At 70.7% G+C, this 14,629-nt stretch carries 14 protein-coding genes and 1 pseudogene; 6 read left to right on the forward strand and 9 right to left on the reverse strand.

The features are described from left to right. Positions 1–211 precede the first annotated feature (211 nt). Complete coding sequence (locus ACZ7L5_RS34690; protein WP_471522111.1) at positions 212–958, forward strand: hypothetical protein; 747 nt, start codon at positions 212–214, stop codon at positions 956–958. A gap of 81 nt (positions 959–1,039) precedes the next feature. Here ACZ7L5_RS34690 and ACZ7L5_RS34695 read toward each other — a convergent pair whose 3' ends face one another. Continuing rightward, complete coding sequence (locus tag ACZ7L5_RS34695) at positions 1,040–1,489, reverse strand: MarR family winged helix-turn-helix transcriptional regulator (RefSeq protein WP_471521918.1); 450 nt, start codon at positions 1,487–1,489, stop codon at positions 1,040–1,042. 93 nt (positions 1,490–1,582) lie between these two features. Between ACZ7L5_RS34695 and ACZ7L5_RS34700 the strand changes: the two genes are divergently transcribed. After that, on the forward strand, positions 1,583–3,385 hold the full coding sequence (locus tag ACZ7L5_RS34700) for an ABC transporter ATP-binding protein (RefSeq protein ID WP_471521920.1): 1,803 nt from the start codon (positions 1,583–1,585) through the stop codon (positions 3,383–3,385). A gap of 43 nt (positions 3,386–3,428) precedes the next feature. Further along, entirely contained in the window at positions 3,429–4,322 is an 894-nt protein-coding gene (gene mltG / locus ACZ7L5_RS34705) for an endolytic transglycosylase MltG (protein WP_471521922.1), read from the forward strand. Between the two features lie 126 nt (positions 4,323–4,448). On the opposite strand, the gene ACZ7L5_RS34710 is transcribed toward mltG, so the two are convergent. The 6 genes and pseudogenes from ACZ7L5_RS34710 to ACZ7L5_RS34735 all read right to left on the reverse strand — a co-directional run bounded on the left by ACZ7L5_RS34710 (position 4,449) and on the right by ACZ7L5_RS34735 (position 9,727). Further along, positions 4,449–5,537: an NAD(P)-binding domain-containing protein gene (locus ACZ7L5_RS34710; RefSeq protein ID WP_471521924.1), complete on the reverse strand. Its 1,089-nt coding sequence runs from the start codon at positions 5,535–5,537 to the stop codon at positions 4,449–4,451. A 75-nt stretch (positions 5,538–5,612) separates the two neighbouring features. Then, positions 5,613–6,781, reverse strand: a pseudogene (locus ACZ7L5_RS34715) (LLM class flavin-dependent oxidoreductase). Position 6,782: 1 nt separating this feature from the next. Beyond that, entirely contained in the window at positions 6,783–7,808 is a 1,026-nt protein-coding gene (locus tag ACZ7L5_RS34720; RefSeq protein ID WP_471521926.1) for an ABC transporter substrate-binding protein, read from the reverse strand. A 26-nt stretch (positions 7,809–7,834) separates the two neighbouring features. Then, entirely contained in the window at positions 7,835–8,638 is an 804-nt protein-coding gene (locus tag ACZ7L5_RS34725) for an ABC transporter ATP-binding protein (RefSeq protein WP_471521928.1), read from the reverse strand. Beyond that, positions 8,611–9,501, reverse strand: coding sequence for an ABC transporter permease (locus ACZ7L5_RS34730; protein WP_471521930.1), 891 nt, complete (start codon positions 9,499–9,501; stop codon positions 8,611–8,613). The genes ACZ7L5_RS34725 and ACZ7L5_RS34730 overlap by 28 nt, the downstream gene beginning before the upstream one ends. Positions 9,502–9,643: 142 nt before the next feature. Further along, a complete protein-coding gene (locus ACZ7L5_RS34735; protein WP_349817350.1) occupies positions 9,644–9,727 on the reverse strand; it encodes a putative leader peptide in 84 nt (27 codons plus the stop codon). Positions 9,728–9,869: 142 nt separating this feature from the next. Here ACZ7L5_RS34735 and ACZ7L5_RS34740 point away from each other — a divergent pair, with 142 nt between their 5' ends. The 3 genes from ACZ7L5_RS34740 to ACZ7L5_RS34750 all read left to right on the forward strand — a co-directional run bounded on the left by ACZ7L5_RS34740 (position 9,870) and on the right by ACZ7L5_RS34750 (position 12,298). Beyond that, complete coding sequence (locus ACZ7L5_RS34740) at positions 9,870–10,292, forward strand: secondary thiamine-phosphate synthase enzyme YjbQ (RefSeq protein ID WP_384188400.1); 423 nt, start codon at positions 9,870–9,872, stop codon at positions 10,290–10,292. Positions 10,293–10,492: 200 nt separating this feature from the next. Then, the gene (locus ACZ7L5_RS34745; RefSeq protein WP_062705208.1) at positions 10,493–10,696 is read left to right on the forward strand and encodes a cold-shock protein; all 204 of its coding nucleotides are present in this window, start codon (positions 10,493–10,495) and stop codon (positions 10,694–10,696) included. 177 nt (positions 10,697–10,873) lie between these two features. Then, positions 10,874–12,298, forward strand: coding sequence for a DEAD/DEAH box helicase (locus ACZ7L5_RS34750; protein ID WP_471521932.1), 1,425 nt, complete (start codon positions 10,874–10,876; stop codon positions 12,296–12,298). 76 nt (positions 12,299–12,374) lie between these two features. On the opposite strand, the gene ACZ7L5_RS34755 is transcribed toward ACZ7L5_RS34750, so the two are convergent. Together ACZ7L5_RS34755 and ACZ7L5_RS34760 are read right to left on the reverse strand one after the other, a co-directional pair. After that, entirely contained in the window at positions 12,375–13,562 is a 1,188-nt protein-coding gene (locus ACZ7L5_RS34755) for a cytochrome P450 (RefSeq protein ID WP_471521934.1), read from the reverse strand. Positions 13,563–13,754: 192 nt separating this feature from the next. Beyond that, positions 13,755–14,318, reverse strand: coding sequence for a hypothetical protein (locus tag ACZ7L5_RS34760; protein ID WP_328883303.1), 564 nt, complete (start codon positions 14,316–14,318; stop codon positions 13,755–13,757). Between the last annotated feature and the right edge of the window lie 311 nt (positions 14,319–14,629).

A 14,629-nucleotide genomic window follows, 5' to 3' on the forward strand; every position in this document is an offset into this window, starting at 1 on the left:
GCCCGCGTTGCCCGCGCTGCCCGCGCTGCCCGCGCTGCCCGCGCTGCCCGCGCTGCCCGCGCTGCCCGCGCTGCCCGCGCTGCCCGCGCTGCCCGCGCTGCCCGCGCTGCCCGCACTCCCCGTCGGCCGCTGTGCTCGCCCCCGGTCAGCCGTCGCTACGGGGCACCTGTCGCTCCCGCCACCGGCTCGACCGCGGTGCGACCATGGACCGATGCGGAACGGCGGACTACGGCGAGCCATGGTCGCGGCGGCGGCCCTTGGCTCTCTCCTGACAGCCCTCACGACCCTGACCGCGTGCGGCGGCGCGCAGCATGGCGCCGGTTCGGGTGGCGGCAAGGCTGCGCCCACGCGGCCGGCCGCCACGGTGGACCCGACGCGCATCCCGGGCGTCGGCGACCGGTGGCAGCGCCGCATCCCGGCCGAGTCGCGCCAGGTGGTGGCGGTCTACGGCGACGGCAAGAACTCCCCGGACGCCACGGTCGCGCTCTACACCAAGCACGGTTCCGCCTGGGAGCGCATGCGCAGCTGGCCCGCGCACAACGGCAAGAAGGGCTGGACCACCGACCACCGCGAGGGCGACAACCGCAGCCCCGTAGGGGTGTTCACGCTCAGCGACGCGGGCGGCGTACGGAAGAACCCCGGGTCCAAGTTGCCGTACACGCGGTCAGCTGCCTTCGCCGCGCCGCGCTGGTGGGCGAAGTCGTACTGGCACGACTTCGACTACGTCATCGCCATCGACTACAACCGCGTCAAGGGCACCCCGCCCAATGACCCCACCCGTCCCGAGGGCCGGCACAAGGGCGGCAGCATCTGGCTGCACATGGACCACGGCAGCGGCACGTCGGCCTGCGTCAGTCTGTCCGGATCGGCGATGGAGTACCTGCTGCGCACGCTCGACCCCGATCGGCATCCCGTGGTGGTGATGGGGGACAGGGGTGACCTGAAGCGCCCGCACTGACGCGGTAGGCGTCATAGCGGAGGATGTCCGACTCGCCCCACGCGCCCTCTCGGCGTCACGTGCCCTCTCGCCAAAGCCCGCTCAACACCGCGACTCGGCAGCCCCGTCGATCAGCGTGTCCAGCAACTCGCCCAGCAACCCACGCTGTTCGTCCGTCAGCGGCGCGAGAATCTCCTCCGCGGCCGACCGGCGCGCACCGTGCAGCTCCCGCAGGGCCCCCCGCCCGTCGTCGGTGAGCTCGATCCGGATCACCCGCCGGTTCGTCGGATCCGGTACCCGCCGTACCTTCCCGCTCGCCTCCAGCCCGTCGACCAGCGTCGTCACCGCGCGCGGGACCACCTCCAGGCGCTCGGCGAGATCGGCCATCCGGGGTGGCGAGTCGTAGTGCGCGAGCGTGCGCAGCAGGCGGGACTGGGCCGGGGTGACGCCCAGGCCGCACTCGTGCAGGTGGCGTTTCTGGATCCGGTGCACCCGGCGGGTGAAGCGCAGTAGCTGGTCGGCGAGCGGGCCGTCGGGATCGGGGGTGGTCATACGGGAACAATATCAGGACTACATTCATTGTGAGCATAGGTAACAATGAGCTAAGCTCCGTCAGTCCGCATCACCACACCTCCGTAGGAGCCCATGCACCCCGAGCACGAACCCGTCAGAACGCCACTCGCCGAGCAGCAGGAACCGCCCCGGCAGGTGCGCCGCATCCTGAAGCTCTTCCGTCCCTACCGCGGCCGCCTGGCCGTCGTAGGCCTCCTCGTCGGCGCCTCGTCGCTGGTCGGCGTCGCCACGCCCTTCCTCCTCAAGGCGATCCTCGACGTCGCCATCCCCGAGGGCCGCACCGGCCTGCTCAGCCTGCTCGCGCTCGGCATGATCCTCAGCGCGGTCCTGACCAGCGTCTTCGGCGTGCTGCAGACCCTGATCTCCACGACGGTCGGCCAGCGCGTCATGCACGACCTGCGCACCGCGGTCTACGGCCGCCTCCAGCGCATGTCCCTCGCCTTCTTCACCCGCACCCGCACCGGCGAGGTCCAGTCCCGCATCGCCAACGACATCGGCGGCATGCAGGCCACCGTCACCTCCACCGCGACCTCCCTGGTCTCCAACCTGACCAGCGTGGTCGCCACGATCGTCGCGATGCTCGCCCTCGACTGGCGCCTGACCGTCGTCTCGCTGCTCCTGCTGCCGGCCTTCGTCTGGATCAGCCGCCGCGTCGGCAACGAACGCAAGAAGATCACCACCCAGCGCCAGAAGCAGATGGCCGCGATGGCCGCCACGGTCACCGAGTCGCTCTCGGTCAGCGGCATCCTGCTCGGCCGCACGATGGGCCGCTCCGACTCGCTGACCGACACCTTCGCGGACGAGTCCGAGCGACTGGTCGACCTCGAGGTGAGGTCGAACATGGCCGGCCGGTGGCGCATGGCCGTCATCACCATCGTCATGGCCGCGATGCCCGCCATCATCTACTGGACCGCGGGGATGGCCCTCCAGCTCGGCGGCCCGCAGGTGTCGATCGGCACGATCGTCGCCTTCGTCTCGCTCCAGCAGGGCCTGTTCCGCCCGGCGGTCAGCCTGCTGTCCACCGGCGTCCAGATCCAGACCTCGCTCGCGCTCTTCCAGCGCATCTTCGAGTACCTCGACCTGCCCATCGACATCACCGAGCGGGAGAACCCCGCCCGCCTCGACAGCATCAAGGGCGAGGTTCGCTTCGAGAACGTCGAGTTCAGGTACGACGGCAAGAGCGGCCCGATCCTGGAGGGCATCGACCTGACCGTCCCGGCGGGCGGCAGCCTCGCGGTCGTCGGCCCGACCGGCGCCGGGAAGTCGACGTTCGGCCACCTCGTGCCGCGGCTGTACGACGTGACGGGCGGCCGGGTCACCCTCGACGGGGTCGACGTGCGCGACCTCGACTTCGACACCCTCGCCCGCGCGGTCGGCGTCGTCTCGCAGGAGACGTACCTCTTCCACGCGTCGATCGCGGACAACCTGCGCTTCGCCAAGCCGGAGGCCACCGACGAGGAACTGCAGGCGGCGGCGAAGGCGGCCCAGATCCACGACCACATCGCGGCCCTGCCCGACGGCTACGACACGGTCGTCGGCGAGCGCGGCCATCGCTTCTCCGGCGGTGAGAAGCAGCGGCTGGCCATCGCCCGCACCATCCTGCGTGACCCGCCGGTCCTCATCCTCGACGAGGCGACCAGCGCCCTGGACACCCGCACCGAACACGCCGTCCAGCAGGCCATCGACGCCCTGTCCGCCAACCGCACCACGGTGACCATCGCGCACCGTCTGTCCACCATTCGGGGCGCCGACCAGATCGTGGTACTCGATGCGGGGCGTGTGGCTGAAAGGGGCACCCACGAGGAGCTGTTGGAGCGGGAGGGGCGGTATGCGGGGCTGGTCCGCCGAGACGCCCAACTGGAGCCGACCAGGTGACGTTATGCCGAGTTTGTGAGCATGTGGGGGTTACCGTGCCCGCATGCACATGAACACTCCGTCACGGAGCACGATTCGACTGACGCGCCGGGGCCGTATCGCCCTCATCGCCGCCGGCGCCGTCGTGGCCGGCACCGCCGTGGCGGTGCCGCTGCTGAGCGTGGGTGAGGAGGAGGCGAAGCCCACCACGCTGGTGATCCCGGAGGGCTGGCGCGCGAGCAGGATCTATACCGCCGTCGACAAGGCGCTCACCCTGCCTGCCGGGACCACGAAGAAATCGCTCGCGAAGCTCGACCTCAAACTGCCGAACGACGCCGAGGGCAACCCCGAGGGCTACCTCTTCCCGGCGACGTATCCGCTTGAGCGCGAAGGGAAGAGGGCGACGCCCGACTCCCTGCTGTCGGCCATGGTCGACACCGCCAACAAGAAGTTCAGCGGAGCCCCGATCGCCGCCGGCGCGCAGCGCAACTCGATGAACGTCTATCAGGCGGTCACCATCGCGAGCATCGTCCAGGCCGAGGCCGCCACCAGGCCGGACATGGGCAAGGTGGCCCGGGTCGTCTACAACCGGCTCGAACGCGGGATGCCGTTGCAGATGGACTCCACCATCAACTACGCCCTGAACCGCTCCACGCTCAGGACCACCGAGGCCGACACACGGATCGAGAGTCCCTACAACTCGTACCAGCGCATGGGGCTGCCGCCCACGCCGATCGCCAACCCGGGCGAGGAGGCGATGCGCGCAGCGATCAATCCGTCCGCGGGCGACTGGCTCTACTTCGTCACCGTCAAGCCCGGCGACACCCGCTTCACGGCCGACTACTCGGAACACCAGCGCAACGTGGCCGAGTTCAACGCCGAGCAGAAGAAGCAGAAGCAGCAGAAGAAGCAGAAGCAGCAGGAGAAGCAGAAGGCGAGCCCGCAGCCGACGAAGTGAGCCGACGAAGTGTCTTGTGCGGCCCGGTGGGGGGCGTGGACCGGCGGGCGGGCGGGCGCGTGCGGCGGACACCCGCGCCTCGGGCAACGGCGCGCCGGCCGGGCCGGACGCGCGCCCGTCCGCCCGTCACGCCGCCGCCACCGGCTCCTCGGCCAGCAACCGCCTGATGTCGCGTACTGCCGCGCGGCCGGCTCGGTTGGCGCCGATCGTGCTGGCGGACGGGCCGTAGCCGACCAGGTGGATGCGGGGATCGGCGACCGCGCGTGTGCCGTCCACGCGGATGCCGCCGCCCGGCTCGCGCAGGTGCAGGGGGGAGAGGTGGTCGATGGCGGCGCGGAAGCCGGTCGCCCAGAGGATGACGTCGGCGTCCACGCGGCGCCCGTCGTTCCATTCCACGCCGTCCGGTGTGATCCGGTCGAACATGGGCTGCCGGTCCAGGGTGCCGTCCGCGAGCCCCTGCCGGATGGCGTCGTTGAGGGGCAGCCCCGTGACCGAGACGACGCTCTTCGGCGGCAGCCCCTGCCGGACCCGCTCCTCGACGAGCGCGACGGCGGTCCGGCCGAACTCCTCGGTGAAGGGGCCCTCGCGGAACACGGGCGGGCGCCGGGTGACCCACGTCGTGGCGGCCGCGTACCGGGCGATCTCCAGCAGGTGCTGGGTACCGGAGGCGCCTCCGCCCACCACGACGACCCGCTTCCCGGCGAACTCCTGCGGCCCGGGGTAGTGGGCGGTGTGCAACTGCCGTCCCCGGAACGTCTCCTGGCCGGGATAGCGCGGCCAGAACGGCCGGTCCCAGGTGCCGGTCGCGTTGATCAGCGCCCGCGTCGACCAGGTCCCCGCCGAGGTCTCGACGAGCAGCCGCCCGTCCGGACCCTCGCGCACGGCCGCCACGTCGACGGGCCGTCGGACACGTAGGTCGAAGGTCTGCTCGTAGCGGTCGAAGTACTCGGCGATGACCTCGGACGACGGCCGCTCGGGGTCGGCGTCGGTCAGCTCCATGCCGGGCAGCGCGTGCATCCCGTGGACCTTCCCGTACGTCAGGGACGGCCAACGGAACTGCCAGGCGCCGCCCGGACCGGGGGAGTGGTCGAGCACGACGAAGTCGCGTTCCGGCTCGAACCCGGTGCGCCGCAGGTGATAGGCGCTGGACAGACCGGCCTGACCAGCGCCTATGACGACCACGTCGACGATGTTGACCGCCTCGGCATCATTCACGGTTCTACCAACCGCATCGAGGCCGTGGATCTTCCCGAGGGACCGGAGCGGGCCGGCGACGCCGGCCCCGAGAGCTCAGCGCCCGCCCGCGACCAGCAGCGGAACCCCGGCCACGGCCTCCGAGGCCGCAGCGGGGATATCGGCGATATCGCCGATCAACCCGCGCGACGCCAGTACGGGAATCACCCCTTCCCCGAACCAGTACGCCTCCTCCAGATGCGGATACCCGGACAGCACGAAGTGCTCGACCCCCAGCGCGTGGTACTCCTCGATCCGATCCGCGACCTCGGCATGGCTGCCGACCAGCGCCGTCCCCGCACCACCCCGGACGAGTCCGACGCCCGCCCAGAGGTTCGGGTGGATCTCCAGGTCGGAGCGGGAACCGCCGTGCGGGGCGAGCATGCGCCGCTGGCCCACCGACTCGCTGCGGCCGAGTGCCGCCTGCGCGGCAGCGACCGTGTCCGCGTCGAGGCCGTCGAGCAGCCGGTCGGCGGTGGACCAGGCCTCCGCCGACGAGTCGCGCGAGATGGTGTGCAGCCGTATCCCGAACCGCACCGTGCGCCCCTCCCGCTCGGCGAGCGAGCGGATCCAGTCGATCTTCTCCTTCACCTGGGCCGGCGGTTCGCCCCAGGTCAGGTAGACGTCCGCATGCCGCGCCGCGACCGGCCCGGCCGCCGGGGAGGAACCCCCGAAGAACAGCTGCGGCACCGGCTCCGGCGGCAGTGCGGTCAGCCCGCCGTCGACCTGGTAGTGGGCGCCGTGGAAGTCGTACGGCTCACCGCGCCACACCCCGCGTACGACGGACAGGAACTCGTCCGTGCGGGCATAGCACTGATCGTGGTCGAGGTGGTCGCCGAAGCGGCGCTGCTCGGCCGAGTCGCCGCCGGTGACGAATTGAGCAGCAGCCGCCCGCGCGTGACGCGCTGGTACGTGGCCGCCATCTGCGCGGCGAGCGTCGGCGAGATCAGTCCCGGCCGGAACGCCACCAAGAACTTGAGGCGTTGGGTGTGCTGCGCCAGGGCCACCGTGGTCAGCCAGGCGTCCTCGCACCAGGTGCCGGTCGGCGTGAGGACCGCCTCGAAGCCCAACTGTTCGGCGGCCTTGGCGACCTGGGCCAGGTAGTCGATGTCCGGCGGGCGCACCCCGCTCGGCCGCCCGCCCTGGTTGGACCCGTAGGCGTGCCGGTCGACGAGGGTGCGGCCGTCGCCGCCCGTCGGCAGGAACCAGTGGAGACGTACGGTCATGTCACGAGCCTTCCGAGGGACGGGGCGCCGCGGTCGACGGCGGGAGGTCACCGTTGAAGCGGGTGTCGGTGAAGCCGCCGAAGTCGACCTTGTTCGGGATGAGCTTCAGATCGGCGAAGGTGTCGACGATCTCCTGCTCGGAGGCGATGAGCGGCTTGTCGACGGCCACCGCGACCCGGGTGGTGTACGTCCGCTTCACCGCGGCCAGCGCCACGTCCTCGGACAGCCCGGTGTCCTTCGCCCAGACCTTCGCCCAGTCGTCCTCGTGCGAGTAGACCCACTGCTGGGCGCGCCGCAGCCGCTCCAGGTAGTCCTTGACGGCGGCGGCCTTCTTCTTGTCCTGCAGCGCGCTCGGCGCCGCCACCTGGAAGGTCAGCCCGTTGGTGATGCCGTCGCCGGTGGTCAGGACACGGCCCTGCTTCGCCTTGAGCACCTGCGAGGTGTACGGGTCCCACACCGCCCACGCGTCGACCTTGCCGGAGGTGAACGCGGCCAGCGCGTCGGCCGGCTGGAGGTACTTGACCTTCACGTCGCTCAGGCTCAGCCCGGCCTTCTTGAGGGAGGCGACCAGTTGGTAGTGGGCGGAGGATCCCTGGGCCACGGCGACCGACTTGCCCTTGAGCTGTGTGGTCCCGGACAGCTTGGAGTCGTTCGGGACGAGGATGGTGTCGCCCTTGGACGTGCCGTGCCAGGCGGCCACCACCTTGATCTTCGAGCCCGCGCCGGCCGCGAAGACGGGCGGCGTGTTGCCGACACTGCCTATGTCGACGGCCCCCGCGTTGACGGCCTCCAGAAGCGGCGGGCCGGAGCTGAAGGTGGACCACTTGATCTTGTAGTCGAGGTTCTTGAGCTCTCCGGCGGCGCGCAGGATCGCCTCCGAACCACCCTTCTGGTCACCGACGTTGAGGGTGAGGGAGCCCTGGCCGTCGGTGTCGGACCCCGTGCCGGCGGACGAGTTCCCGCCGCAGGCCGTGAGCAGGAGCGCGAGGGGGAGGAGAAGCGCGGCGGGGACGAGGCGTCGTCGCATGATGGTTCCGTTCTGACGTGGGCGGTTCAGGCGGCTTCGGCGGCGGTGTCGACGCCGAGCCGCTCCAGGAGTCCGGCGCGCAGTTCCGCGAACCGGGGGTCTGCGATGTCGCGGGGCCGGTCGAGGTCGATGCGCTGTTCGTGCGCGATCACCCCGTCGTCCATCACGAGGACGCGGTCGGCGAGGAGGACGGCCTCCTCCACGTCGTGCGTGACGAGCAGCACCGCGCAGCCGCGCCGCTGCCACAACTCGCCGACCAGGCGCTGGGCCTTGATCCGGGTGAGCGCGTCGAGCGCACCGAACGGCTCGTCGAGCAGCAACAGATCCGGCTCGCGGACCAACGCCCTTGCGAAAGAGGCCCGTTGGGCCTCGCCGCCGGAGAGAGTCTTGGGCCAGGCGTCCGTACGGTGGTCCAGGCCGACCTCCTTGAGCGCCTGCTCCGCGACGGCGCGACCGGGCTTGCCCGGCAGGCCGAGCAGCACGTTGCGCCATACCTTCTTCCAGGGCATCAGCCGCGGCGACTGGAAGGCGACGGCCTTGCGGCGCGGTACCAGGACGGTGCCCTCGATGTCGCGGTCGAGGCCGGCGAGGATGCGCAGCAGCGTGGACTTGCCGCAGCCGCTGCGGCCCAGGAGCGCGACGAACTCGCCCGGGCGGACGTCCAGGCGGAGCCGGTCGATGACGGCTCGCCCGTCGAAGGAGCGGGTCAGCCCCTCGACGTGCACGGCCTGGACGGCTTGTGCGGCGACATGGGCGGTCTGGGCGGCGCGGGCGGTCGACACGGCCTCGGTGGCCTGGGGGCTCACCGGCCGGTGAACGTCGGTCGCCATTGCAGCAGCAGCCTTTCGAGGGAGCGGACGATGAAGTCGGCGAACAGGCCGAGGAAGGCGTAGACGATCAGGCAGACCACGATCACGTCGGTCCGCAGGAAGTCCCGTGCCTGCACCATGAGGAACCCGATGCCGGAGTCGGCGTTGACCTGCTCCGCGAAGACGAGGGCGAGCCAGGCGATGCCGAGCGAGTAGCGCAGGCCGGTCAGGGCACCCGGCAGCGCGCCGGGCAGTACGACGTGCCGCACGAGCCCCCACCTGGACAGGCCCAGGGACTCCCCGGCCTCGATCAACTGGGCGTCCACGCCGCGGATTCCGGCGTACACATTGAGGTAGAGCGGGAACGTCACGCCGAGCGTGATGATGGCGACCTTGGGTGCCTCGCCGATGCCGAACCAGATGATGAACAGCGGGATGAGCCCGACGAAGGGCACCGTCCGCAGCATCTGCACGGGCGCGTCGACGAGGTCCTCACCGATCCGGAACAGCCCGGACAACAGGGAGAGTCCGGTGCCGACGACCGTGCCGAGCAGCAGCCCGAGCGCGACGCGCTGCAGCGAGGTGGCCATGGCGGACGTCAGCGAGCCGTCGGCGATCAGGTCACCCCCGACCTGCGCGATCCGGCCGGGTGAGGCGAGCACGTCCGCCGTCAGCACACCGGTGCCGCTGAGGAGTTGCCAAAGGGCGAGCAGCAGCAGCGGTCCGGTGGTGCGACGCAGCCAGCGGGGCACGCGGGTGCGGCGGGAGGAGGTGGGGACGAGCGGGACGAGGTCGGGGGAGGGGCCCGCAGCGACGCCGACGGGATCGGCTATATCGGAAATGTCGGATTCAACCGAGTCGGGCGGGGCATGGCTGATGCTCATGAATGCTCCACGGGGGAGAGCGGCAGGTGATGAGCCGCGCCGCGCCGCGGACCCGCCGCGCCGGATGCGCGATCAGGGCATCAGGCGTGCGGGCAGGGGGGCGTGCAGGCGCGAGGAACGCGGGAGAAGCGAGGAAAGGGCGTCAGCAGCCGCGGCGACACGCGGCGGAGGCCACCCGCAGCAGGTCGATGTGACCGCGCGTGGTGAGCAGGGCTGAACGCAACATGCCGCTGAAATTAGCCAGATGGCGCCGTGACGGTCAACGGTGTCTCGCGAAGTGGACCTCTCGTATCGCGGCCCGGCCGTCACTCCGACACCGCCACGTGTCCTCGCGCGTGAACTCCCATGGATGGGCCAGGATGGAGAACATGTCAGACGCCTTCACCACCCGAGTTGTGAACGTCGCCTCCGGCTCCTCGGAGCGGGTCGTGGACGTCACCCGCGAATGCGAGGCCTTCCTGCGGGACGTGGCCCAGGGCCGCGACGGTCTGCTGAACGTCTTCGTGCCGCACGCCACGGCCGGCATCGCGATCATCGAGACGGGCGCCGGCAGCGACGACGACCTCCTGGCCGCCCTGCACACCCTGCTCCCCGCCGACGACCGCTGGCAGCACCGCCACGGCAGTCCCGGCCACGGTCGTGACCACGTCCTCCCGGCGATCGTCCCGCCGCATGCGACGCTGCCTGTGCTGAACGGGCAGCTTGAGCTCGGGACGTGGCAGTCGGTGTGCCTCGTGGACACCAACCGGGACAACCCGAACCGGCAGGTGCGACTGAGCTTCCTCGGTTAGGTGCCTGGCAAGGGCACCGATTCCTCAGGCGCGATTGGCTTTCCTCGAGTAATGCCGGATGCGGGTGCCGTGCTAAACTTGGTGACAGTTGTAGTTGTGGTTCCCGAAACTTCAGGTGCTTATCCGGACGGGGCTTATTTGGCACCGCAGGGGTTCGCACGGCGTAGGTCCCCGGGTACTGCCCCCAAAGGAGAAAAGATATGGCTACCGGCACCGTCAAGTGGTTCAACGCGGAAAAGGGCTTCGGTTTCATCGAGCAGGACGGCGGCGGCCCGGACGTCTTCGCCCACTACTCGAACATCGCCGCCCAGGGCTTCCGTGAGCTTCAGGAAGGTCAGAAGGTAAACTTCGACGTCACGCAGGGCCAGAAGGGTCCGCAGGCGGAGAACATCACTCCCGCCTGACGTCGAAACGCATGAGTAGCTGAGGCCCCGCCTTGCGGCGGGGCCTCAGCTTGCTTTTTCCGGCATTTCGTCGGAATTCGTTATTCTTTGGATTTGCATTCGGCTCGTTCTTGCAATTTGTCCGGCTCATTCCTGTCGGGGATTTCTTGATGCGCGCCCTCATCAGGAAGGTTCTCCTTGAGCCGTTCAGTCAGCACCGGGCGTCGTTCCTCCGCAGCACCGGGGGAGTTCGCACTGCCGGCCACCGTCACCCCCGCCCTCCCTGCCGCAGCGACCTTCGGCGAACTGGACATGCCCGTCGCGTTGCTGGAGATGCTCACCGGCCGCGGCCTGACCAAGCCGTTCCCGATCCAGGCCACCACACTGCCGAACTCCCTCGCAGGGCGGGACGTGCTGGGTCGCGCGCGCACCGGGTCGGGCAAGACGCTCGCCTTCGGCCTGGCGCTCCTCGTGCGCACGGCCGGCCGGCGTGCCGAGGCGCGGAAGCCGCTGGCCCTGGTCCTCACTCCCACGCGTGAGCTGGCCCAGCAGGTCACCGACGAGCTCACCCCCTACGCCCGGCTGCTGAAGGTGCGGCTGGCCACGGTGGTCGGCGGCATGTCGATGGGCCGGCAGGCCGGCGCGCTGCGCGCCGGGGCCGAGGTGGTCGTCGCTACTCCTGGCCGCCTCGCGGATCTCGTCGAGCGCAAGGACTGCCGCCTGGACCGAGTGAGCATCACCGTCCTGGACGAGGCCGACCAGATGGCGGACATGGGCTTCATGCCGCAGGTCACCGAACTGCTGGACCAGGTGCGCCCCGACGGCCAGCGCATGCTGTTCTCGGCCACGCTGGACCGCAACATCGACCTCCTGGTCCGTCGTTACCTCAATGACCCGGTGGTCCACTCGGTCGACCCGTCGGCGGGCGCGGTCACCACGATGGAGCATCACGTGCTGCAGGTGCATGGTGCCGACAAGTACGCCACCGCCACCGAGATCGCTGCCCGCGACGGCCGCGTGATCATGTTCCTGGACACCAAGCATGCCGTCGACCAGTTCACCAAGCACCTGCTGAGCAGCGGCGTAAAGGCCGCGGCCCTGCACGGCGGCAAGCCGCAGCCCCAGCGCACCCGCACCCTGGCGCAGTTCAAGACCGGCGATGTCACGACGCTGGTGGCCACCAACGTCGCGGCCCGGGGCATTCACGTCGACGACCTCGATCTCGTCGTCAACGTCGATCCGCCCGGCGACCACAAGGACTACCTGCACCGCGGCGGCCGTACCGCCCGCGCCGGCGAGTCCGGCAGGGTCGTCACGCTGGTCCTCCCCAACCAGCGCCGGGACATGGCCCGTCTCCTGTCCGACGCGGGCATCAGGCCGCAGATCACGCAGGTCCGCTCCGGCGAGGCCGAGCTGAGCCGCATCACCGGTGCCCAGGCTCCCTCCGATGTCCCCGTCGGCGGCAGCGGGCCGGCCGCCGAGCGCCCGAAGCGCGGCGGTGCCCCGTTCCGTGGTCTGGGCACCCGCCCGGGTCGGTCCGGTGGTGGCGAGTCCCGCAGGTCTGCCGAGGCCCGCCAGATCGCCGAGGCCCGCAAGGCCGCCCGGGTCCGCCGTGGCGCATAAGTGAGCGGCAACACCCCCTCGTACAACTGCAAGCCCTGATCGCCATGTCAGGGAAAGGGAGTGACCCGGCGTCGCGTCAGCGTTGCGCGGGCACGTCCCAGCGCACGCGCAGGGCCGGGGGCTTCCGGAAGACCAGGCCGCCGGCGGCCGTGGACGAGGAAGGGTCGAGCCGCAGGCCGGGCAGGCGGTCGAGCAGCGCGAGGAGACAGACGCGGGTCTCCAGACGCGCGAGGTGGGCGCCCAGACAGAAGTGCGGACCGTGCGCGAAGGCCAGCTGCAGGCGGGAGTTGTCCCGTCGCAGGTCGAAACGGTCGGGGTCCTGGAAGACCTCGGGGTCGCGGTTCGCGCCGGCGAGCGAGACGACCACCAGATCACCGCGCCGTACGTCGGCCCCGCCGATCGTCACGTCGGCGGTGGCGTAGCGGTCCACGACCGCCGCTGCGGGTTCCAGGCGGAGCGATTCCTCGATCGCCGCGTCGGCCAGGCCCGGATCGGCACGTACGAGGGCGAGTTGCTCCGGGTGGGCCAACAAGTGCAGTACGACGTTGGCGATCATGCCCTCGGTAGTCTCGATACCGCCGAACATCAGTACGGCGGCGTTGGCGACCACCTCCGGCAACGTCAGGCGCTCGCTCTCGGCCGCCGCGACGAGCAGGGATGCCCCGCTTCCTGCCGTGACCGTAGCCTCGACGCTTCCCCGCAGCCGGTCGAACGCCACCGTCCCCGCGGGGTTCGCAGGCAGGCCGGCGGTGATGTCGGAGACCGCGCCCACGATGGCGTCGTACCAGGACAGCACCGCCTCGGCGTCCGCGTCGACCAATCCGAGCGACTCGGCGACGACGGCGACGGCCAGGGGCCCGGCCACCTCCCGGCGCAGTTCGGCGCTGCCACGCGGCCTGATGCGCTCCACGAGCCGGGCGGCTTCTTGTGCCACGAACCCGGTGAACCGGTCGTGCACATCCTGCGTGCGGAACGGGTCGGTGAAGGGGGCGCGGTGGCGTTTGTGCTCGGCGCCCTCCAGGGAGAGCATGCTCGGGCCGACCACCTGGGCGGTGGAGAAGCGGGGGTCGTCGACCGTGAAGGTCGCTGCGTCGCGCATCACCCGCAGGGCGAGATCACGCCGGGTCACCAGCCAGCCGCCCAGCACGGGAACCCACGAGACCGGCTCGTGGGCGCGCAGCAGGGCCAGCCGGGGGTGGGGGTGGTCCTCCAGCTCCGTGAGCGTGGTCGCGGAGCCGAGCGGAAACCGGCGGGCTGTCACCATGCGCAGCTGCCCCCTGTTCTTGTACCTGGACCTGGGCCTTGACCTGGACCTGGGCCTGGGCCTGGACCTGTACCGGTCCCGGTTCCTGGGAGTTCCCGTTCCTGGAATTCCGGCCTCCCCGGAGCCCACTCCGAGAGTATGCGTCCCCGGCTGCGGGCCCGGGACTGCCCCAAGGGTCCCCCTTGGCCCCGCTCATGCCCGTAGGCGTGCACCTGACGCGTGCTGGCGTACCAGTTGCGGCCCGGTCTCCTCACCGGCGTGCGGCGCGGCCTCACCGTGTGCGGCGGCGGGCTTGCAGAGCCCCTGCCGGCGGGACAGCTCGGCCGCGCAGCGCTGCAGGGCCACCTCCAGGATCTCCGGCATGTTCAGGGTGCCGGTGCCGTCCGGCGGGACGAGCCAGCGCAGCGAGCCCCAGCGGCAGTGCGGGGCGGGGGCGGTGATCCACGTGCCCGCGCCGAGGAGGCGCACGCCGGTGCCGATCCACACCGTCTGCGGCTCCGGGGGCAGCAGGAAGCCCACGTGCCGGCGTCGGGTGTCCAGCAGGCAGGGGCCGCGGTCGAGCAGGGGCAGCTCGTCCAGCAGGTCGGCGACGCGCAGCCCGAGGTCCTCCGGCACGATCAGCACGTCCCAGAAGCGTCCGGCGGCCAGGAGCGTGACGCCGGTGCTGCCGTTCTGCCACTCCTGTTTGCAGGCACCGGGGTCCTCCGATGCCGCAGCCAGCCACTCCATTGACCTCGTCCACTCCGTGAGTGCCATGTAAAGCCTCCTTGAGGTGCGCAGACGACCGAGAGGTGGAGGCCTCAGTGCAGCGGGTGCCCGGGGTCGCGGCCATACGCCGGGGCTCAATTCCCCGTATGGGGCGAGCGCCCGCGCATCAAACAGGCAGATATATGCGGGGCGTGCGCCCCTGTGCCCGCCCGTTGCCGCCAGTCGCAGCCGGGTCACCATCCGTGCGCCGCCCGTGCCCCCGTTACGCAGGGCAAATCCTCGTCGGGCGGGTGGTGGGCGCTCGGCAACCTGTGCGTCACCTGTGTAGGTTTGTCACTCTTTTAGAGTGTTTGGTGTGG

Source organism: Streptomyces sp. NPDC107528, assembly GCF_055639295.1.

Coding starts and splice junctions, on each gene's coding strand:
- ACZ7L5_RS34690 (WP_471522111.1), top strand. CDS start 212: ATGCGGAACGGCGGACTACGGCGAGCCATGGTCGCGGCGGCGGCCCTT.
- ACZ7L5_RS34695 (WP_471521918.1), bottom strand. CDS start 1,489: ATGACCACCCCCGATCCCGACGGCCCGCTCGCCGACCAGCTACTGCGC.
- ACZ7L5_RS34700 (WP_471521920.1), top strand. CDS start 1,583: ATGCACCCCGAGCACGAACCCGTCAGAACGCCACTCGCCGAGCAGCAG.
- mltG (WP_471521922.1), top strand. CDS start 3,429: ATGCACATGAACACTCCGTCACGGAGCACGATTCGACTGACGCGCCGG.
- ACZ7L5_RS34720 (WP_471521926.1), bottom strand. CDS start 7,808: ATGCGACGACGCCTCGTCCCCGCCGCGCTTCTCCTCCCCCTCGCGCTC.
- ACZ7L5_RS34725 (WP_471521928.1), bottom strand. CDS start 8,638: ATGGCGACCGACGTTCACCGGCCGGTGAGCCCCCAGGCCACCGAGGCC.
- ACZ7L5_RS34730 (WP_471521930.1), bottom strand. CDS start 9,501: ATGAGCATCAGCCATGCCCCGCCCGACTCGGTTGAATCCGACATTTCC.
- ACZ7L5_RS34735 (WP_349817350.1), bottom strand. CDS start 9,727: ATGTTGCGTTCAGCCCTGCTCACCACGCGCGGTCACATCGACCTGCTG.
- ACZ7L5_RS34740 (WP_384188400.1), top strand. CDS start 9,870: ATGTCAGACGCCTTCACCACCCGAGTTGTGAACGTCGCCTCCGGCTCC.
- ACZ7L5_RS34745 (WP_062705208.1), top strand. CDS start 10,493: ATGGCTACCGGCACCGTCAAGTGGTTCAACGCGGAAAAGGGCTTCGGT.
- ACZ7L5_RS34755 (WP_471521934.1), bottom strand. CDS start 13,562: ATGGTGACAGCCCGCCGGTTTCCGCTCGGCTCCGCGACCACGCTCACG.
- ACZ7L5_RS34760 (WP_328883303.1), bottom strand. CDS start 14,318: ATGGCACTCACGGAGTGGACGAGGTCAATGGAGTGGCTGGCTGCGGCA.